Raw genomic sequence first — 21,162 nt, 5'->3', positions numbered from 1 at the left:
GGTTCCTTAAATCTACTTGCCTGCCTTCCCGGGTGTGACTTTTAGAGATGGGGATAACAAAAGCAATTTTTCTCATGATCATTTACAATCCCGATAGCCTGCAGATATGCGTAGATTGTAACAGAGCCCACAAAACGCATTCCGCGCTTTTTTAAATCCTTTGATATGGAATCTGACAATTCTGTTTTAACTGGAATTGCTTCGGCTTTATCAGCATTGTTTATTATAACTTTTCCTCCCGAAAATCCCCAGAGGTAGTTTGAAAAAGAACCATATTCGGTTTGAATTTGTATAAATATCTGAGCATTTGTTACCGCAGCACGGATTTTATTCCGGTTTCGGATAATTTGATCATTTTGGAGAAGTGCGTCAATCTTTTCATCGCTGTAGGCAGCAATTTTTTGAACATCAAAGGAATCAAAAGCCGTCCGGAAAGCCTCTCTTTTTCTCAATATCGTAATCCAGGAAAGGCCCGCCTGAAAAGTCTCCAGCAAAAACATCTCATAAAGCTTTTGATCATCATGAACAGGCTGCCCCCATTCAGAATCATGGTATTCTATATAAACAGGTGATTTTTCATCCACCCAGAAACATCTCTTTTTCTCCATTCCAACTTCCTCCATTTTCTTCTTTTGCATTTTAAAGAGAAGATAATCTCCCCAAAATCTACTTCAAACTTATCTCGCTTAATGTGTATTGTACCAAATCGCTGGCGCGATAGCTAGCGTAGCCTTTGATACATTTTCGCCACCAGTTTATTTTTTAAAAAATAGTAGCAGTTTTTGCTCATATGTTATATTGTTGAATCACCACAAGACAACTTATAACATTTCACTCAGACCGCTACTATGTTAAATTTATCATGTTTTCTTCAATTCAACAACTACATATCTCATTTTTTTATTCGTCCGCCACCTTTTTTGAATTGATTTTCACTTTGACAAACCATTCATCTTTAGGAGGTTCCATTATGGACAAATATTTTAATTCTTATCAAGAGATGCTCTCTCTTCGCGGCCTTACCGGCCACACCATAAAATCTTACTGTACTTACATTCGGGCTTATCTCGGTTACCTTACTGAGATTCTTCACAAAGATCCCATGGATGTTTCTTGGCAGGAGCTTCGTGGATATATCAAATGGCTCCAGAATACCAGATCTCTGAGTGACCGTACTATAAATACTGCCATTTCTCAGCTTCAGTTTTTTACGATTTATATCCTGCACAAACCATGGGATACAACGCAGCTTCCTTTCCGTAAGTTTGATACATTTATCCCGTTTGTGCCTACCATGGATGAAGTATGGGAATTCATATCCACTATGCCTGATCTAAAACAGAAAACCATGGTCACTATCATGTATTCCTCCGGTCTTCGCATTGGCGAAGTTTGTCACATGCGGTATGAACACATAAAACGGAAACAGATGCGCATTTACATTCCCCATTCCAAGAACCGTTCTGACCGATATGCCATTCTTTCACAGAAGGCACTTGATCTCCTTACCGAATACTGGTATTCCTATGGCAGACCCACTGGCTGGCTCTTTCCAAAGCAGTTCGACCCTGAACGCCCGATTGATACCTTTTATCTTTCCCGGCATATCCATGCTCATGAAGACCGCCTTGGCTGGGAACACCGTATTACCTGTCATTCATTTCGCCATGCTTTTGGTACTCATCTTTACGAAAACGGAACCGATCTTCTGAACATTAAAGAACTTCTTGGTCATAAATCTTTACTTTCAACCACCATTTATGTCCATTTGGCTTCCAACGGCGTTGGTTCGGTAACAAGCCCTTTCGACCAGATGGGAGGGAGCTTCCATGAGTAATTACAAAATCAAGCAGATATGGGAATCCTCTTATGAGGATTATTGTGCTTCACACCATTACCAGTCGGAAGTCCAGGCACAGGCTTCCCATGCCATTTTAAACTGTAAATCCGGAAAACTTGGGTGTAACATCAGTCAGTGTTCGGACTGCGGACATATGGAAATCCACCATAACTCCTGCCGGAACCGTAACTGCCCCAATTGTCAGGCCGTGCTTAAGGAAATCTGGGTCGATAAACGCAGGGCAGAAGTCATTGATTCTCCCTACTTCCACGTAGTTTTTACCCTTCCTCATGAACTAAATCCTCTTATTTATTGCAATCAGGAACTTCTGTATGGCCTTTTGCACAGATGCTCCGCCGAAACACTTCTGGAATTATCCAAGGATAAGAAGTATCTCGGCGCAACACCCGGTATCATTCAGGTTCTTCACACTTGGAACCAAGAACTGGATTATCATGTGCATATGCACTGTATTGTTTCCGGTGGCGGACTGACCGTAGACCAGAAGCTTAGAAAATCCAAGAACAAGTTTTTTATTCCGGTAAAGGTATTGCGTGATAAATTCAAAGGAAAATATCTCGCACTTCTAGAAACATACCATAGGAGCGGGAAACTTTCTTTTTCTTCTTCCTGTGAGAAACTTCAGAATTCTTACCACTGGAAGGAATGGAAGAATCATCTTTATGAAAAAGACTGGTGTCCCTATATTAAGGAGACCTTTAACGGTTTTGGCAATGCGATTGAATACCTGGGAAAATACACACATAAGATTGCCATATCAAACAGCAGAATCCTATCCGCCACACCGACAGAAACAACCTTTTCTGCAAGGGGGAAAAGGCCAGATGAACCCAATCGTGAAATCATTCTGCAAAACACGGAATTCATTCGCCGCTTTTTGATGCATGTGCTGCCATCTGGATTTCAGAAAATCCGCTATTATGGGTTTCTGAATAATCGAATGAAAACCCAAAATCTGAAAATCATCTTTAAGCTCCAGGGATGTCAGAGATTTAAGCGACGATATATTGGGTTATCCATGACCGAATTATTAAAAGCTGTCTGGAACTTTGATATTTGCCTCTGCCCTGAATGTGGATGCAGATCCATGAAACAGCTTGGAAGGAATTATGCCGCTTCTTGGTAAATCTTTGCTTTTATCATATTTTTTTCAAAAGACCTCCTGGTGGAAGGTCTGCGAAGCATGCCCAAAAATATTTTTTGAGCTAAACATACCTGTGCTTCTTTGGTTTTTACACCCATTTTCCTAGATTGGAGGTTCTGAAAAAAGATACTATCCCCATATACCTCATCGGCTAAGTTACCGCGAACTTGGTACAATCGTGAAGAATCATATTTAGAGCAATTAGAGTTTAATCTCTGACTGCTCTTTTTGATTGCTCAAAATATGATACTTCACTAAAAGATTATAACATAAAATACGGATAAATTACAAAAGACAGAAGTTATAAGTTAATATAATAAATATAATAAATTATATTAATTATACTTATAAAAAGAATTGTGTTATAATTGGAAAAGATTAATCTTGCAAATGGATCAGGCTCCTACCACTCCAGGTGGTGAGCACTTGAATTTATCCAAGACGAAAGGGTAGGGAACGTATGAGTAAAGTAAGACGTGTATATGTTGAGAAAAAACAGGAATTTTCCGGCGAAGCGAAAGAGCTGGGACATGAAATAAAACATTATCTGGGTATCCCGGGAGTTCGGAAGGTGCGTATACTGATTCGATATGATGTGGAAAATATCAGTGAAGAGACTTTTGAGAGAGCCTGCCATGTGGTATTTGCAGAACCACCGGTGGACATATTATATAAAGAAAAATTTGAGGCAACAGAGGATTCCAGTATTTTCACTGTGGAATATTTGCCGGGACAGTTTGACCAGAGAGCCGATTCAGCCGTTCAGTGCCTCCGGTTTCTGGATGAAAATGAACAGCCGATGATTCGTTCCGCCACGACCTATGTAATAGAGGGGGATGTGAATAAAGAGGAATTTCATGCAATCAGGAATCATTGTATTAATCCGGTAGATTCCCGAGAGGCAAAGATGGAAAAACCTGAAACTCTGATAACGAAATTCGAAGAACCCGCTGATGTGGAGACTTTTGAAGTATTTACGGAGATGAACGAAGACGAGTTTATAGAACTTTACCGTTCATTGAATCTTGCCATGACCTTTCAGGATTTCCAGCATATTCAGAATTATTTCAAAAATGAGGAAAAGAGAAACCCAACGGTAACAGAAATACGCGTTTTAGATACTTATTGGTCTGACCATTGCCGGCATACAACCTTTTCAACTGAGATAAAACATGTGCAGTTCGGTGAGGGAGACTATAAAATTCCAATTGTAAAATCCTATGAGCGTTATCTCGCTGACCATAAAGAAATTTTAAAAAACCGTGATGACAAATATATTTCTCTGATGGATCTGGCATTGATGGGTATGCGCAAGCTAAAGGCAGAAGGAAAATTAAAGGATCAGGAGGAATCTGATGAAATTAATGCCTGCTCCATCATTGTGCCGGTGGATGTGGACGGTAAGGAAGAAGAGTGGCTGATTAATTTTAAAAATGAAACGCATAATCATCCTACGGAAATTGAGCCGTTCGGTGGTGCGGCAACCTGTCTTGGAGGGGCAATTCGTGATCCGCTCTCAGGACGTACTTATGTATATCAGGCTATGCGTGTGACTGGGGCTGCTGACCCCACTGTGTCGGTTAAGGATACACTGGCAGGAAAATTACCCCAGAAAAAACTGGTACGGGAAGCAGCTCATGGATACAGCTCTTACGGAAATCAGATCGGACTGGCGACGGGATATGTAAAAGAAATCTATCATCCCAACTATGTGGCAAAGAGGATGGAGATAGGTGCCGTACTCGGTGCTGCGCCCAGAAGAGCAGTGATTCGCGAAAATTCTGATCCCGGTGATATCATTATCCTGTTGGGAGGGCGCACCGGACGTGATGGCATCGGAGGTGCAACCGGATCTTCCAAAGTCCATACAGAAGCTTCTCTCGAAATCTGCGGTGCGGAGGTACAAAAAGGTAATGCTCCCACGGAGCGTAAAATCCAGCGCATGTTCCGCAGAGAAGAAGTCAGCAGGCTGATAAAGAAGTGTAATGATTTTGGGGCAGGCGGAGTCTCTGTGGCAATCGGTGAGCTGGCAGCAGGATTGACAATAAATTTAGACCTGGTACCGAAGAAGTATGCGGGGCTGGATGGAACAGAAATTGCAATTTCAGAATCTCAGGAGCGTATGGCAGTTGTGGTTAATCCGGAGGATGTGGAACAATTTCTGGACTATGCAAAAGAGGAGAATCTGGAAGCGGTCCGTGTAGCAGTTGTGACAGAAGAGCCTCGCCTGATTCTGGAATGGAGAGGCAAAGAAATTGTCAATCTGTCACGCGCTTTTCTGGATACCAACGGTGCACACCAGGAGACAGATGTATTCGTCGAGATTCCGGAAAAAGCGGATATGCTTTTAAAAACCAGCGATGAAAGAGAAGATGTGAAAGAGCAGTGGCTGGAAACACTGGCCGATTTAAATACCTGTTCCCAGAAGGGACTGGTGGAGATGTTCGATTCATCCATTGGCGCAGGTTCTGTTTTGATGCCTTATGGCGGCAAGTATCAGCTGACCGAGACACAGGTCATGGCAGCGAAGGTACCGGTAGCTAATGGAAATACAAATACAGTCACTTTAATGAGTTATGGATTTGATCCATATATATCTGACTGGAGTCCTTACCACGGTGCTGTCTACGCGGTGGTGGAATCTGTATCGCGCATTGTGGCTGCCGGTGGGGACTATTCAAAAATCAGATTTACATTCCAGGAGTATTTCCGAAGGATGACAGAGGATCCCAGACGGTGGAGCCAGCCGTTTGCAGCTTTATTGGGTGCATATGAGGCACAGATTGGCTTCGGTTTACCTTCTATTGGAGGGAAAGACAGTATGTCAGGATCTTTTAATGAGATAGACGTTCCTCCTACATTGGTTTCATTTGCGGTAGACGTGGCTAAGGTGGGAGATATCATTACACCCGAATTGAAAAAAGCGGGAAACACGTTGGTTTGGATTCATTTGCCGAAGGATGCATATGAGCTTCCTGTATATGATAAAGTTATGGAATTATATGCAGCACTTCATAGGGATATCCAGTTGAAAAAAGTGGTTTCTGCCTATGCAGTAAACCGTCAGGGCATAGCGGCAGCCGTATCCAAGATGGCATTTGGAAACATGTTCGGGGCGAAGATAGACAGCAGTGTTATGTCTCAGGATTTGTTTCATCCATATGTCGGAGATATTATCTGCGAAGTTAAAGAGAACTCTCAATTATCGGTGGAGGCGGCAGTGCTTGGTGAAGTTATAGCTGAACAAAGTATCAGATATTGTGACATGGAGCTTCCTCTGAAGGAGGCTGTAAATGCCTGGGGATTAACTCTTGAAGAAGTATTTCGGACGGTCTCGGAACCTAAATCAGAACAGAGCGCAGAGGGACCACTGTTTAGCAGCGATAAGCCGTATATATGCTCCCACAAATTGGCACAGCCAACGGTTTTCATTCCGATATTTCCGGGTACAAACTGTGAGTATGACAGCACAAAAGCATTTGAACGCGCAGGAGCCAAGGTGATTACAAAGGTATTTAAAAATCTGACAGCGGAAGATATCCGGGATTCTGTCCGTGTCTTTGAACAGGCAATTGACCAGTCGCAGATCATCATGTTTCCGGGAGGATTTTCCGCAGGGGATGAACCGGATGGCTCTGCCAAATTTTTTGCTACAGCATTTCAGAATGCAAAATTAAAAGAGGCTGTCATGGCACTCCTAAAAGAACGGGATGGACTGGCACTGGGTATCTGCAATGGATTTCAGGCACTGATTAAACTAGGTCTGGTGCCAAAGGGTGAGATTCTCGGACAGGATTCGGGTGCTCCGACACTGACATACAATACCATAGGGCGTCATATCTCTAAGATGGTGTACACAAAGGTAATCAGCAACAAATCTCCATGGCTGTCCGGTGCCGAACCGGGCGGAGTATATGCAAGTCCCGCTTCTCATGGGGAAGGCCGGTTTGTTGCAAATGAAAGATGGCTGAATCAATTATTTGCAAATGGGCAGGTGGCTACCCAATACTGTGATCCTGAAGGCAGAGTCACCATGGATGAGTACTGGAATGTGAACGGCTCCTATTGTGCTGTAGAAGGTATCACAAGTCCTGATGGGCGCGTCCTTGGCAAGATGGCACATGTGGAACGCCGCGGAGATGGCGTTGCAATTAACATCTATGGTGAGCAGGATATGAAAATCTTTGAATCCGGAGTCCGCTACTTCAAATATTGACATCTATCAGCAAAGATAGTAAGATATGCTTTATGAATACTTTTTTATCATAGAGGGAAAATAGTATATCAAATTATAATGTATTTAGGAGGAATTTATTTTGGACAGCGACCCTTTGCTATCGCCTATTATCTTACAGATTATTCTGATTGCACTCAATGCAGTATTTGCATGTGCCGAGATTGCTGTGGTTTCTATGAATGAGACCAAACTTTCCAAGTTGGTTTCTGACGGTAATGAAAAAGCAACAAATCTGGTAAAACTTACCTCATCACCGTCAAGATTTCTGGCAACAATCCAGGTAGCGATTACATTGTCCGGATTTATGGGGAGTGCTTATGCGGCTGATAACTTTTCCGGTCATCTGGTCAGCTTGTTTACAAAGTTGAACGTACCACTGCCAACAGCGACACTGAACACTATTTCTGTATTTCTGATTACCTTGATTTTGTCTTACTTTACTTTGGTTTTCGGTGAGTTGGTTCCTAAGAGAATCGCCATGAAGAACTCAGAAAAGATAGCGCTTGGAATGGCGGCTTTTCTGAATCAGATCGCTAAATTTTTCGCACCTCTGGTATGGCTTTTAACGGCTTCAACAAATGGGGTTTTGCGGTTGCTAGGAATTGACCCAAACCAGGAAGAGGATGAAGTCACTGAGGATGAAATCCGTTTGATGATAATTGCCGGAAGCGAAAAAGGTACGATAAACTATGACGAGAAAGAGATGATTCAGAATGTCTTTGAGTTTAATGACATCTCTCTGGAGGAAATTTGTACACATCGTACGGATGTTGCAGTGCTTTGGGCTGAAAGCAGTAAAGAAGAGTGGGAGAAGACCATTCATGAGAGCCGTCATTCCTTGTTCCCTGTCTGCGGCGAAGGTGTGGATGATATCCTGGGTATTATGGACGCAAAGGATTTCTTTCGTCTACAGGATATGAGCAGGGAAGAAATCATGGCAAAAGCTGTCAGACCTGCCTATTTTGTACCGGAGAATATTAAAGCGGATCTTTTATTTCGCAACATGAAAAAAAGCGGCAATTATTTTGCAGTTGTTCTGGATGAGTATGGTGGTATGGAAGGTATCGTCACATTGAGAGACCTGATTGAACAACTGGTAGGTGATCTTGTGGAAGAGGACGATGAAAAGCGCCCGGAAGAGATTGAACAGATTGGCGATAACATATGGAGAATCCAGGGTTACGCAGTTTTAGATGATGTACAGGAGGTTTTACAGGTAGAACTTCCTATAGAGGAATATGATACTTTTGGCGGATATATTTTTGGGAATCTGGGCTCTATTCCGGATGATGGTACTCAGTTTGAACTAGAGACAGAGAATTTGCATATTAAGGTGATTGAAGTAAAAGAGCATCGCGTAGAAAGCACAGTTGTGCAAAAACTGGAACAGGTGGAAGAGAACCCGGAATAATTCTAATTAAGAAGAGGACTTACCATGAAGCATGAATTAGATGCAACAGACAGACAGATTGTAGATATACTTCAGCAGGATGCACGGCTTCCGGTAAAAACCATTGCAGAGAAGGTTTCTCTTTCTTCCCCTACTGTTTCGGCCAGAATCGAGCGCCTTCAGAAGGATGGTGTGATAACCGGATATATGGCTTCTGTGAATCCGGAGGTATTTGATTATCGGATTAAAGCGTTTATTAATTTACAGGTGGAACCGGATCAGAAGAAGGAATTTTACCCCTACATAGAGGGCGTTCCGAATGTTGTAGAATGCGACTGTGTTACAGGAGACTATTCCATGTTGATGGCTGTATATTTTAAGACAACGAAGGAATTGGATCTTTTTATCGGACAGCTGCAGCATTTTGGCAGAACAAAGACACAAATCGTATTTTCTACAAGTGTTGAGCGGAGAGGGATTCCCATAGCGCATCAGGATAACTGATAAAATCAAATACTTTTTGAATGCTTGCAATTTGACAGCTATTCGTATATACTATATCTGCTGACTTATTAGCGCACGAATTCTCCTTATAGGCAGAAGATTCCAGAGCAATAAGTATTTTGAATCAAAGGACGGTAAGAATATATGAGTTTATTACAGAGCTGGAGAGACATGGCCTACTCCCAGGAGACGGACAAAAACCAGTTACAGAAATTTTGGACAGACTACTTTCTGATTGAAAAAGGCATCTATGAAAAGCTTTTGGTCAATCCGGACGAAGTGGTACGGGGTACTGTAAAAGAGTTGGCTGATAAGTATGAAATCGATGTGATGACCATGGTAGGATTCCTCGATGGTATCAATGACAGCCTGAAGGTTCAGAACCCTATTGAAGAGATGGATGAGAATACTCAGGTTAATCTGGGATTTGACAAAGAGCTGTTATATAAAAATATGGTAGATGCCAAGGCGGAGTGGCTTTATGAACTTCCTATGTGGGACAGTATTTTCACAGAAGAGAAGAAAAAAGAGCTTTATCTCGAACAGAAGAAATCCGGCACAATTATAAAAGGGACTAAGATTGGAAGAAATGATCCTTGTCCTTGCGGCAGTGGTAAAAAATATAAAAAGTGTTGTGGCAGATAGAAATGGCGGTTAGTGCAGAACTTTAAGAAACTGTTGTACGATCCCCTGATGTGCACGATACCTTCAAACCGATGTGAACCATAAGCACAGGGTTTGAAGGTTTTTAGCTTATAGATGGAAAGGAGATTTGATGCTCAAAGGAAAAACAGTGATTCTTGGAGTGACAGGCTCCATAGCGGCTTATAAGGCGGCAAGTCTGGCAAGCATGCTGATGAAACAGCATGCGGAAGTACATGTACTGATGACAGAGAATGCGGTAAACTTTATCAATCCGATAACGTTTGAAACACTGACCGGCCATAAGTGTCTGGTGGACACCTTCGACCGTAATTTTGAATTTAGTGTGGAGCATGTATCTCTGGCCAAAAAAGCTGATTTGGTTTTGATAGCTCCGGCCACAGCCAATATAATCGGAAAGCTGGCAGGAGGAATCGCAGATGATATGCTGACTACGACAGTGATGGCATGCAGCTGTGAGATCTTAGTATCACCCGCCATGAATACGAAGATGTACGAGAATCCTGTCCTTCAGGATAACCTCATAAGGTTAAGGCATTATGGGTATAAAATTGTGGAACCATGCAGCGGTTATCTGGCTTGCGGAGATGTTGGAGCCGGAAAGCTGCCTGAGCCTGAAGTACTTCTCGAACATGTGATGTATTCCATTGCAAGAAAAAAAGATATGGCAGATAAGCGGATAATGGTGACGGCTGGTCCAACACAGGAACCAATCGATCCGGTACGCTATCTGACCAACCACTCCACAGGAAAGATGGGATATGCAATTGCACGGATGGCGGCACTTCGAGGTGCGGAAGTAACATTAATTTCGGGTCCGGTACATCTGAGGCAGCCGATAGGAGTTGCATTGATTCCGGTAGTCACGGCAGATGACATGTATCGGGCTGTCACAGAGAACTTTTTAAATCAGGATATTATCGTGAAAGCCGCAGCTGTTGCAGATTATCAGCCCGTTGTGTATACCGATGAAAAGATTAAAAAATCCAACGACCAAATGTCCTTAGAACTGACAGGAACCAGAGACATTCTGAAATATCTGGGGGAACACAAGAGGCCCGGTCAGTTTCTGTGCGGTTTCTCGATGGAGACGGAAAAGATGGTAGAGCATTCCGCTGCAAAATTGAGAAAGAAAAATCTGGATATGATTGTGGCAAATAATCTGAAAGTGAGGGGCGCAGGATTTGGAACCGATACGAATGTGGTGACTCTGATCTCTGATGAAGGTATGACAGAGTTTCCCTGTATGTCCAAAGATGATGTGGCTGACAAAATTTTAGATGCCATTCTGCAAAAGCAACAGACTGTAAATTAGCGCAAGGGCGATTGTTCCGTTGCCGCCGGATTGTATTGTATCTCGTATATGAGAATAATAACAAGGAGAAAAGATATGACAAAACAAACAATTATTAAAAATGACAATTCTAACAGCAAATCCAAAGGAGTCGCTCAGACCGCACTATTCGCTGGGCTGATTATTCTAATGGCTTTCACACCATTTCTGGGGTATATTCCTCTTGGTTTCACGCGTGCCACAATCATTCATGTTCCGGTAATTCTGGCTTCTTTAATTCTGGGTCCGAAAAAAGGTGCTTTTTTGGGAGGAATTTTTGGTCTGACCAGTTTTATTAATAATACAATTAATCCAACCGTAACGTCTTTTGTGTTCACGCCATTTTATAACCTTGCAGGTTTTGAAGGAGGGGTGGGCAGCCTTATTATCTGTTTTGTGCCCAGGATTCTGACAGGGGTTGTTCCCTGGTATGTCCATAAAATAGTGATGAAGGTGAGCAAAAACCACAAAAGTAATAATCTGCCGGCTCTTGTTTTGTCGGGGTATCGGGGGCACTTACTAATACATTACTGGTGATGAACCTGGTTTTCCTGTTTTTTAGAGATCAATATGCGGCGGCAAATAATGTGGCTGCAGAAGGCGTATACAGCTTTATCTTGTCAATTATAGCTATGAATGGAGTACCAGAAGCTATAGTGGCAGGAATATTGACTGCTGCACTTGGAAAAGTACTAATGAATCGTAAAGTCAGAGCAGATTTAGGAATGTAATATCATAATATACTTTTAGAAGGAGGCATTGTAGGTAATGCTGCTGGTAATGGATATCGGTAATACAAATGTGGTTGTGGGTTGCATTGAAGGAGAAAAGGTCTTCTTTATCGAGCGGATGTCCACTGACCGGAAAAAGACGGAACTGGAATATGCAATCAGTATAAAGAATGTGTTGGAGATCTATGGTATTCGGGGAAGAGATGTAGAGGGAGCAATTATTTCTTCGGTTGTGCCTCAGATTACTGAGGTGGTGCGTTCTGCCACGGAAAAATTAATATGCAAACCACCCAAAGTGGTTGGCCCGGGACTGAAGACAGGGCTTAATATCATGATGGATCAGCCGGCTCAGCTGGGAAGTGATCTGGTCGTTGATGCAGTGGCGGCCATGGCAGAGCATCCTGTTCCGCTGATTATCATTGATATGGGAACAGCAACAACAGTAAGCGTTGTGGATAGTAAAAAGCGGTATATAGGTGGAATGATTATGCCTGGAATACGAACGGCAACAGATTCCCTGGTAAGCAATGCCGCACAGCTGCAGCAGATCAGCTTTGAACCACCGAAAAAGCTGATAGGCAGCAATACGATTGATTGTATGAAAAGTGGCGCATTATATGGTAATGCAGCAGCCTTAGACGGACTAATTGACAGAATACAGGAAGAACTGGGAGAATCGTGCACCACAGTGGCCACGGGAGGTCTTGCTGAATCTGTTGTGCCCTTATGTAAGAAGAAAATTGTTGTGGATAATAACCTTTTGATGAAGGGGCTGCAGATCATCTATGATAAAAACAGATGATACAATAAAAAGCCCGGGTGTAATAGTATGAGATATGAATTAGTTCAGATAGACTTTAACAGTGATGAAGCAATCTATATTCAGCTGAGGAATCAGATTATTTTGGGAATAGCCACTTCAAGGCTTCAGGAGGGGGATACCCTGCCTTCCGTCAGACAGCTGGCTGGAGATATTGGTATAAACATGCATACGGTGAACAAAGCCTATAGTTTGCTGCGACAGGAAGGATTGTTATCTCTGGACCGCAGAAAAGGAGCCGTAATCAGGATTGACACAGATAAACTTTTTGCAATGGAAGAGCTGCAGAGGGATTTACAGATTATTCTGGCAGAGGCAGTCTGTAAGAACATTTCCAGAGAGGAAGTACATCAGATGGTGGATGAAATATATCGTTACTATGATGATACAGGAAAGGGAGGATGATTAGATGAAGGAAGCATTTACAGGTCAGGCACGTAATGCACTGATTCAGGCAGGCAGGATGTCCAGACAATGTCAACATAACTACATCGGTACCGAGCATATCCTGGTAGGTCTTGTAAAAGCCAATCAAGGCACTGCGGGGATGGTCTTAAGTGAATTCGGAATACAGGAAGCCCGCCTGCTATCTTTGATTGACAGTTTAATAGCGCCTGCTGGTGCAGTTGTATCGGTAACACAACCGGGTTATACGCCAAGGGCCGAGAAAATATTGGAAAATGCCAGAGGGGAAGCAGCTCATTTTGGCAGTGATACTGTAGGTACAGAACACATTTTGATAGCCATGTTAAAGGAAACGGACTGCGTAGCCACCCGTCTTTTGTTTACTATGGGCATAAATATACAAAAACTCTATGCAGCAGTTCTATTTGCCATGGGTGAAGAACAGAACATAGGCAAAGAAGACTTGAAGCCGAGGAATGCCCATGAAAGTCAGGGCACGGCAACTCCAACGCTGGATCAGTATAGCAGGGACTTAAGCCAGATGGCAAGACAGGGAAAGCTGGATCCTGTGGTGGGAAGAGAGCAGGAAATTGACCGTATTATTCAGATTTTAAGCAGGCGGACTAAGAATAATCCCTGCCTGATTGGTGAACCCGGTGTAGGAAAGACAGCCATAGCTGAAGGTTTGGCACAAAGAATTGTGTGGGGACTCGTGCCAGATGGCATGAAAGAGAAGCGAGTGGTGGTATTAGATCTGTCTGGAATGGTAGCGGGGAGTAAGTACAGGGGAGAGCTTGAAGAGAGAATCAAGAAAGTAGTCAGGGAGGTCATGGAAAACAGCAATATCCTGTTGTTTATTGACGAACTTCATACAATTATCGGTGCAGGTGGTGCCGAAGGTGCTTTGGACGCCTCTAACATCTTAAAGCCATCCTTGTCCCGTGGTGAAATCCAGCTGATTGGTGCGACCACGATTGAAGAATATCGTAAGTATATCGAAAAGGACGCGGCACTGGAACGAAGATTTCAACCTGTTATGGTGGAAGAACCTACATCGGAACAAGCTTTAGATATTTTAAAAGGCCTGAGGCCATATTATGAAAAACACCATGGAGTTGAGATTGATGATCAGGCACTGGACGCAGCTGTAAAAATGAGCGTTCGTTACATCAATGACCGTTTTCTGCCGGATAAAGCCATTGATCTGATCGATGAGGCAGCTTCCAAGGTTCAACTGGGAGGATATCGGGTACCTGAGGAAATTCTGGAATATGAAAAGCAGCTGAAAGAGATACTTAATGAGAAGGAAGATGCAATAAAAGGCGGTGATTTTGACAAAGCAAGAGAATCGCAGGAGCATCAGGAGGAACTGACACAGTTTTTGGATGCAGCAAGACAAAAGTTTGACAGACGACGCAAATATAAAAAGTTGAAGGTTACGGAAGAACAGATTGCAGAAGTTGTTTCCGGCTGGACAAAGATACCGGTTCAGAAGCTGGAAGAGGGCGAGAGTAAGCGCCTTGCCAGATTGGAACAGATTCTTCATAAAAGAGTTGTTGGCCAGGAGCAGGCCGTAAGCGCTGTAGCGAAGGCAATAAAGCGTGGCAGGATTGGATTGAAGGATCCAAACCGCCCAATCGGTTCTTTCCTCTTTCTGGGGCCAACTGGCGTAGGTAAAACTGAACTGTCAAAAGCTCTGGCTGAAGCTGTATTCGGAACAGAACAGGCCATGATTCGAATTGATATGTCTGAATACATGGAAAAACACAGTGTATCGAAACTGATTGGCTCTCCTCCGGGATATGTGGGATATGAAGAAGGTGGGCAGTTATCGGAAAAAGTACGTCGTAATCCGTACAGTGTGATTCTGTTAGATGAAATTGAAAAAGCTCATCCCGATGTATTTAATATTTTGCTTCAGGTGTTGGATGATGGGCATATTACAGATTCCCAAGGCAGGAAAGTTGACTTTAAACAGACCTGTATTATTATGACTTCCAATGCCGGCGCACAATCTATTATCGAACCTAAGAGGCTTGGATTTGGAACGCAGAGCGATGATGAGAAGGATTACGAGCATATGAAGGCGCAGGTAATGGAGGAAGTCCGGAGAATGTTTAAACCGGAATTTCTGAATCGCATTGATGACATTATCGTATTCCATGCACTGGGTAAAGAAAATATGAAGAAAATTGTCAATATACTCTTGAAGGATCTGAACCATCGCTGCAGGGAACAGTTAAATATGGAATTAAGAGTCAGCGAAAAAGCAAAAGAATATCTCATCGACAGCAGTTTTGATAATAAATACGGTGCGAGACCACTAAAACGTGCGATTCAGAATAAGATAGAAGATCCGCTTGCGGAGGAACTTCTCCAGGGACATGTGAAAAAGGGAAGTATTGTAAGCATAGGAGCGGGGAAAAATGGAATAACAATAAAAGAAGCGGCAGTTAAAGAAAAGACAACAGATAAATAATGTCACAGCCACAAGGCTCTCATCTTCGCAGGTGAGAGTCTTATTTTTATGCCAAAGTATGCAAGGAAAGCTGCCGATGGCAGGTTTTTTGTATGCATGGCTGAATAGCAGCCATATTAAGTGTCTTGTCACATGTAAAATTTAGTGGTATACTATGGCGAGTAGCCAGTACAGGTTTCTTATAATAAGTTAGAGAATGTTCTGGAAGGAACAGGTATGACAGATGTAAAAATGGAGGAGATTATGAAAGAAAGCTTAGAAAAGCTTCGGGAACTGAAGCAGCAAAAGGATGCGGTAATTTTAGCCCATTATTACGTTCCTGATGAAGTACAGGATGTAGCAGACTATATTGGAGACTCCTATTACCTGAGTGAAATTGCGACAAAAGTTAAAGAGCAGACCATAGTGCTTTGCGGTGTGGCTTTTATGGGAGAGAGTGCAAAGATATTGAATCCGGACAAGAAAGTACTTTTGCCGGAACTTCATGCCGACTGTCCGATGGCCCATATGGCATCTGTAGAAAATATAGAAGAAATCAGAAATCAATATGAGGATGTAGCAGTGGTGTGTTACGTGAATTCTACTACAGAACTTAAGGCACATTCAGATGTCTGCGTAACATCCTCCAATGCTGTGAAGATTGTGAAAAATCTGCCGAATAAAAATATATATTTTATTCCGGATGTACATTTGGGAGCATATGTTGCCGCCCAGATTCCCGAAAAACAAATCATATTGAACGATGGTTACTGTCATGTCCATAGCAATATCAGCAGTGATGATATTATAAAGGCAAAAAAGTCTCGTCCGGATGCCAAGATTTTAGTTCACCCTGAGTGCAAGGGTGAGGTGCTTGAATTGGCTGATTACGTAGGCAGTACGTCCGGAATTATCGAGTATGCAACTACAAGTGAGGCAAAGGAGTTTGTTGTTGCCACTGAGATGGGGGTATTCCATGAATTGAAAAAAAGAAACCCTGATAAGAGCTTTTATGTTGCCGGTAATCTTCAGATTTGTCCAAATATGAAGAAAATTACAGTGGACAAGGTTATTGAGACTATGGAAAAAGGACAGCCTGAGGTTGTTTTGTCAAAAGATTTTAGAAGACAGGCATATGCACCTTTGAAGCGTATGCTTACGATGGCCGGTCAAAAGTAAAGGAGTAAAGGAAAGATGGAGTATGATATCATTATCGTAGGAACTGGAGTCGGAGGGTGTTTCGCTGCTCTAAATCTGCCGGATAACCAAAAGATATTGATGATTACAAAAGCAGATTTGGAGGAAAGTGACTCTTTTCTGGCACAGGGCGGAATCTGTATGCTAAAAAGTGAGGAAGATTATGAGGCCTACTATGAGGACACAATGCGTGCAGGTCATTACGAGAATACGCCGGAATCTGTAGATGTGATGATACGTTCTTCACAGGAAATTATACAGGATTTAATCGGATACGGAGTGGAATTTGAACAGGAAGATGGGAAATTAAAATTTACAAGAGAGGGTGCGCACTCCACAAACAGAATTTTGTACCATGAGGATGAGACGGGAAAAGAAATTACAAAAAAACTATTAAATACCGTACTTAAACTGGATAATGTAACAATCAAGACGCATACAGTTATGAGAGATATCCTGACAAGAGAAAATCACTGTGAGGGAATTTTGATGGAAACAGAGGAAGGGAATCTGGAAGCCGTTACATGTAAAGATGTCATCTGGGCCTGTGGAGGAATCGGGGGTATCTATGAGAACTCTACTAACTTTCCACACCTAACAGGTGATGCACTGGCAATTGCGCTGAAGCATCAGATTGCGCTTAAGAATATAGATTATGTGCAAATCCACCCAACTACATTATACTCAAAAAAAACAGGCAGACGCTTTCTGATATCAGAGTCTGTACGTGGAGAGGGCGCAACATTATATAATAGAAATATGGAACGGTTTGTAGATGAACTTTTACCCAGAGACGTGGTTTCAAATGCGATATTCGACCAGATGAAGAAGGATGAAAGTAAGTATGTATGGCTGTCATTTAAAACAATTCAGAATATGGATATAAGAAAACGTTTTCCGAATATCTATCAGCATTGTCTGGAGGAAGGGTATGACATCACAAAAGAGTGTATTCCGGTTGTGCCTTCTCAGCATTATTTCATGGGTGGAGTACAGGTGGATTTAAACAGTCAGACCACAATGAAGCATCTATATGCAGTTGGAGAAACAAGCTGTAACGGGGTTCACGGTGCCAACCGTCTGGCTAGCAATTCGCTGTTGGAAAGTCTGGTATTCGCAAAACGTGCTGCAAAATATATTCTTAGTCAACAGGACAGACCGGTAATGAGACTCCGGGATGCAAATGATTTGGAAAGAATTTATCATATTGACTTGGATGCGTATAAAGACATGAAAAAATATGAGGAAAAATGTAAAAAAAGTATTTGGAAAGCAATCGGGGAGGAAAAGAGGCATGAATGCAGTCACAAAGAAATTAAATGTGGATAACTTATTACGGATGGCGCTTCAGGAGGACATATCAAGCGAGGATGTGACAACCAATTCTATCATGAGAGAACCGCGGACAGGATCAGCTCAGTTAATTTGTAAAGAAGAAGGTGTCATCGCGGGTCTGGACGTATTTGAGCGGGTGTTCGAATTACTGGATGAAGAAATAAAGGTCGATAAATACGTAATGGACGGAGACATGGTAAAAAAAGGCCAGCTCCTTGCCGAGGTCACGGGAGATATGGCAGCCATGCTTTCGGGTGAACGAACTGCTTTGAACTATCTGCAGAGGATGAGCGGGATAGCATCCTATACAAGAATGGTATCTGAACTGCTAAATGGATCAAACACAAAACTGCTTGATACGAGAAAGACAACTCCCAATATGAGAATTTTCGAGAAGTATGCGGTAAAGGTCGGGGGAGGATATAACCACCGTTATAATCTTTCGGATGGGATACTAATTAAAGATAACCATATCGGAGCGGCTGGAGGCGTTAGAAAAGCGATAGAGATGGCAAAAGAATACGCGCCATTTGTCAGGAAAATTGAAGTCGAAGTAGAAAATCTCGAGATGCTTCAGGAAGCACTGGACGCAGGTGCAGATATTATTATGTTGGATAACATGTCCCCTGACATGATGAAAAAAGCTGTAGCAATAACGGCAGGACATGCGAAAACAGAATGCTCCGGTAATATCACCCGGGAAAATGTTCAGATGATCCGGGACATCGGCGTGGATTATGTTTCCAGCGGAGCCCTGACACATTCTGCTCCCATTTTAGATGTTTCACTGAAGAATCTGCATACAGTATAAAACTGCTACTATTCATCCATAAGCTTGACCACATTGTTCCGGACCGCATGGAGATAGTGGAAAAAATAAATTATTCACTGGAAAAATTGAGCGGAATATTATATAATAGTACTATCTTTAGAAAGCGTTGAAAACGATAGCAAAAGATAAGATGGTCATTGATAAAATGATAGGAGTCAGGAGGGCATTTTCAATGTCAGATAGTAAAGAATTAATCCGAACAGAAGCAGATGGCGGAATCAGCTTTGGAAACTATGAATTGGATAAGAAGTCAAAGCTATCCGATTATGAGTATGAGGGAGACTTGTATAAGGTAAAGACCTTCAAAGAGATTACAAAGCTGGAGCGCAATGGAATGTTTGTATATGAATCCGTTCCCGGAACAGCGGTTACAGGCATGAAATTTCTGAGTGATGGAGTCAGTTTCACCGTGGAAGGTGCAGAAGATGTCCAGATCACATTGGGAATGGAAGAGGATACAGAATATAAAGTTATCTTGGATGATGTGAATGTGGGAAATATGACCACGAATCTTGGAGGAAAACTTTCTTTCAGTGTTGAACTGGAACAGGCTGAGCAGGTTAAAGTGCAGATCCTGAGAGTGTAATAATTAGCACCTATACATAAAGCCCCGGAGCAGCTGCCCGGGGTTTTATCTGTTACTGTTCATTCCGTGTCCAATAACTTTTATCTTTCATATACTTAAATTTTAGAGGTGATAAAGTGGCAAAAAGTGCAAAGTCAATATTTTTCTGTCAAAACTGTGGATATGAGTCTGGAAAATGGATGGGACAATGCCCAGGATGTAAGGAATGGAATACATTTGTAGAAGAATTTGTGGATAATAAAAAGGCAGCGGCAGGACTGCGTAAAGCATACACGGAAACAAAGCCTTTAAGTCTTTCACAGATTGATATGACTCAGGAAACAAGAATGTCCACAAAAATTGAAGAATTAGACAGGGTTTTGGGGGGAGGTATAGTACCGGGTTCATTGACTTTAGTTGGAGGAGATCCCGGAATTGGAAAATCCACGCTGCTACTTCAGGTTTGCAGGCAGCTTGCTCTTGATGGCAGAAGTGTCATATATATATCAGGAGAGGAATCCTTGCGGCAAATCAAGCTGCGTGCAGTCAGAATTGGAGAATTCAATGAAAAACTCCGCCTTCTATGTGAAACAAATCTGGGATTGATACATGAAGTAATTAAGCAGGAAAAGCCGGATGTGGTAGTAATAGATTCCATTCAGACTATGTTTAATGAAGAAGTGAGTTCTGCACCCGGCAGTGTTTCCCAGGTCAGGGAATCCACGAGTGTATTAATGCAGATAGCCAAAGGGATGGATGTCTCTATATTTATCGTTGGACATGTAACAAAAGACGGTAATGTTGCCGGCCCCAGAGTTTTAGAACATATGGTGGATACAGTTTTATACTTCGAAGGCGATAGGCATGCATCTTATAGAATACTCAGAGGCGTTAAAAACAGATTTGGATCCACAAATGAAATCGGAGTATTTGAGATGAGACAAGAAGGGCTAAGGGAGGTGCGAAATCCATCGGAATTTATGCTGGAGGGAAAGCCGGAGGGAGCGGCCGGTTCTATTGTAGCCTGTTCTATGGAAGGAACACGTCCTATTTTAATAGAAATACAGGCATTGGTCTGCCCCAGTAATTTTGGGATTCCGAGAAGAACGGCAGCCGGAACCGACTTTAACCGCGTGAATCTTCTAATGGCAGTGCTTGAAAAAAGAGCACGCTTCAATCTGGCGGCAAGTGATGCATATGTAAATATTGCGGGTGGAATAAGGATGAATGAACCGGCCATAGATCTCGGGATTTTACTTGCGGTGGTATCCAGTTATCGGGATATTGTAATCAATGATAAAACAGTTGCATTCGGAGAGGTTGGATTAAGCGGAGAGGTGAGAGCGGTGAGTATGGTGGAACAGAGGGTGACAGAAGTCAAAAAGCTTGGCTTTGAAACCGTAATCCTACCCGCAGTCAGTATCAGATCTGTAGAGAAAATCAGAGGAATAAAGATGATACCCGTGAACAATATTAATGATGCAATCCGGGCGATCATGGAGCCGGCCTGATAAATAGGAGTCTTCCAAAATGTCGAATTTTAAAAAAGATAACGAAAAGGGAAGAAATTAAAATAATATTGTTGACAAGGCCTTGGAGCTATGGTATTCTAAATAGGCTTTAAGTAAGCAAGCTTGTAGTAATATACAAACTTAAAAAAGTTCTTGACAAAACAGCATGCTGCATG

At 42.4% G+C, this 21,162-nt stretch carries 16 protein-coding genes and 1 pseudogene; 16 read left to right on the top strand and 1 reads right to left on the bottom strand.

The window, feature by feature from the left end; translation table 11 throughout:
* Positions 1–41: 41 nt before the first annotated feature.
* Positions 42–608, bottom strand: a complete 567-nt coding sequence (locus tag KNL20_RS08970) for a DNA-3-methyladenine glycosylase I (RefSeq protein ID WP_230397437.1) — start codon at positions 606–608, stop codon at positions 42–44.
* A gap of 362 nt (positions 609–970) precedes the next feature.
* On the opposite strand from KNL20_RS08970, the gene KNL20_RS08965 reads away from it, so the two are divergent.
* From KNL20_RS08965 to radA, 16 genes and pseudogenes are all read left to right on the top strand, one after another.
* Positions 971–1,837, top strand: a complete 867-nt coding sequence (locus KNL20_RS08965) for a tyrosine-type recombinase/integrase (protein WP_230397436.1) — start codon at positions 971–973, stop codon at positions 1,835–1,837.
* Positions 1,830–2,987: an IS91 family transposase gene (locus tag KNL20_RS08960; protein WP_230397435.1), complete on the top strand. Its 1,158-nt coding sequence runs from the start codon at positions 1,830–1,832 to the stop codon at positions 2,985–2,987. Before KNL20_RS08965 ends, KNL20_RS08960 begins: the two co-directional genes overlap by 8 nt.
* A 478-nt stretch (positions 2,988–3,465) precedes the next feature.
* Positions 3,466–7,221: a phosphoribosylformylglycinamidine synthase gene (locus tag KNL20_RS08955; RefSeq protein WP_230397434.1), complete on the top strand. Its 3,756-nt coding sequence runs from the start codon at positions 3,466–3,468 to the stop codon at positions 7,219–7,221.
* A gap of 100 nt (positions 7,222–7,321) precedes the next feature.
* The gene (locus tag KNL20_RS08950; RefSeq protein ID WP_230397433.1) at positions 7,322–8,653 is read left to right on the top strand and encodes a hemolysin family protein; all 1,332 of its coding nucleotides are present in this window, start codon (positions 7,322–7,324) and stop codon (positions 8,651–8,653) included.
* Between the two features lie 24 nt (positions 8,654–8,677).
* Positions 8,678–9,136 carry an Lrp/AsnC family transcriptional regulator gene (locus KNL20_RS08945; RefSeq protein ID WP_230397432.1) on the top strand — a complete coding sequence of 153 codons (459 nt, stop codon included), beginning with the start codon at positions 8,678–8,680 and terminating at the stop codon, positions 9,134–9,136.
* A 144-nt stretch (positions 9,137–9,280) separates the two neighbouring features.
* A complete protein-coding gene (locus tag KNL20_RS08940; protein WP_230397431.1) occupies positions 9,281–9,781 on the top strand; it encodes an SEC-C metal-binding domain-containing protein in 501 nt (166 codons plus the stop codon).
* 130 nt (positions 9,782–9,911) lie between these two features.
* Positions 9,912–11,114, top strand: a complete 1,203-nt coding sequence (gene coaBC / locus KNL20_RS08935) for a bifunctional phosphopantothenoylcysteine decarboxylase/phosphopantothenate--cysteine ligase CoaBC (protein WP_230397430.1) — start codon at positions 9,912–9,914, stop codon at positions 11,112–11,114.
* A 75-nt stretch (positions 11,115–11,189) separates the two neighbouring features.
* Positions 11,190–11,863, top strand: a pseudogene (locus KNL20_RS08930) (ECF transporter S component).
* 37 nt (positions 11,864–11,900) lie between these two features.
* Positions 11,901–12,665, top strand: coding sequence for a type III pantothenate kinase (locus tag KNL20_RS08925; RefSeq protein WP_230397429.1), 765 nt, complete (start codon positions 11,901–11,903; stop codon positions 12,663–12,665).
* Positions 12,666–12,692: 27 nt separating this feature from the next.
* On the top strand, positions 12,693–13,088 hold the full coding sequence (locus KNL20_RS08920; protein ID WP_230397428.1) for a GntR family transcriptional regulator: 396 nt from the start codon (positions 12,693–12,695) through the stop codon (positions 13,086–13,088).
* 4 nt (positions 13,089–13,092) lie between these two features.
* Positions 13,093–15,567, top strand: a complete 2,475-nt coding sequence (locus KNL20_RS08915) for an ATP-dependent Clp protease ATP-binding subunit (RefSeq protein ID WP_230397427.1) — start codon at positions 13,093–13,095, stop codon at positions 15,565–15,567.
* Positions 15,568–15,783: 216 nt separating this feature from the next.
* Positions 15,784–16,725 (top strand): quinolinate synthase NadA, encoded by a 942-nt coding sequence (nadA, locus tag KNL20_RS08910; protein WP_230397426.1) that lies wholly within the window; start codon positions 15,784–15,786, stop codon positions 16,723–16,725.
* A 15-nt stretch (positions 16,726–16,740) separates the two neighbouring features.
* The gene (locus KNL20_RS08905; RefSeq protein ID WP_230397425.1) at positions 16,741–18,072 is read left to right on the top strand and encodes an L-aspartate oxidase; all 1,332 of its coding nucleotides are present in this window, start codon (positions 16,741–16,743) and stop codon (positions 18,070–18,072) included.
* Entirely contained in the window at positions 18,038–18,889 is an 852-nt protein-coding gene (gene nadC / locus KNL20_RS08900; protein WP_230397424.1) for a carboxylating nicotinate-nucleotide diphosphorylase, read from the top strand. Before KNL20_RS08905 ends, nadC begins: the two co-directional genes overlap by 35 nt.
* 193 nt (positions 18,890–19,082) lie before the next feature.
* Positions 19,083–19,496 (top strand): endosialidase, encoded by a 414-nt coding sequence (locus tag KNL20_RS08895; protein ID WP_230397423.1) that lies wholly within the window; start codon positions 19,083–19,085, stop codon positions 19,494–19,496.
* Between the two features lie 116 nt (positions 19,497–19,612).
* Positions 19,613–20,986: a DNA repair protein RadA gene (gene radA / locus KNL20_RS08890; RefSeq protein ID WP_230397422.1), complete on the top strand. Its 1,374-nt coding sequence runs from the start codon at positions 19,613–19,615 to the stop codon at positions 20,984–20,986.
* Positions 20,987–21,162 lie beyond the last annotated feature (176 nt).

The organism is Novisyntrophococcus fermenticellae (assembly GCF_018866245.1).
GTDB classification, from domain to species: Bacteria; Bacillota; Clostridia; order Lachnospirales; family Lachnospiraceae; genus Novisyntrophococcus; species Novisyntrophococcus fermenticellae.
Note: the sequence above shows the minus strand (reverse complement) of the source record. Positions and strands in the feature narration are given on the sequence as shown.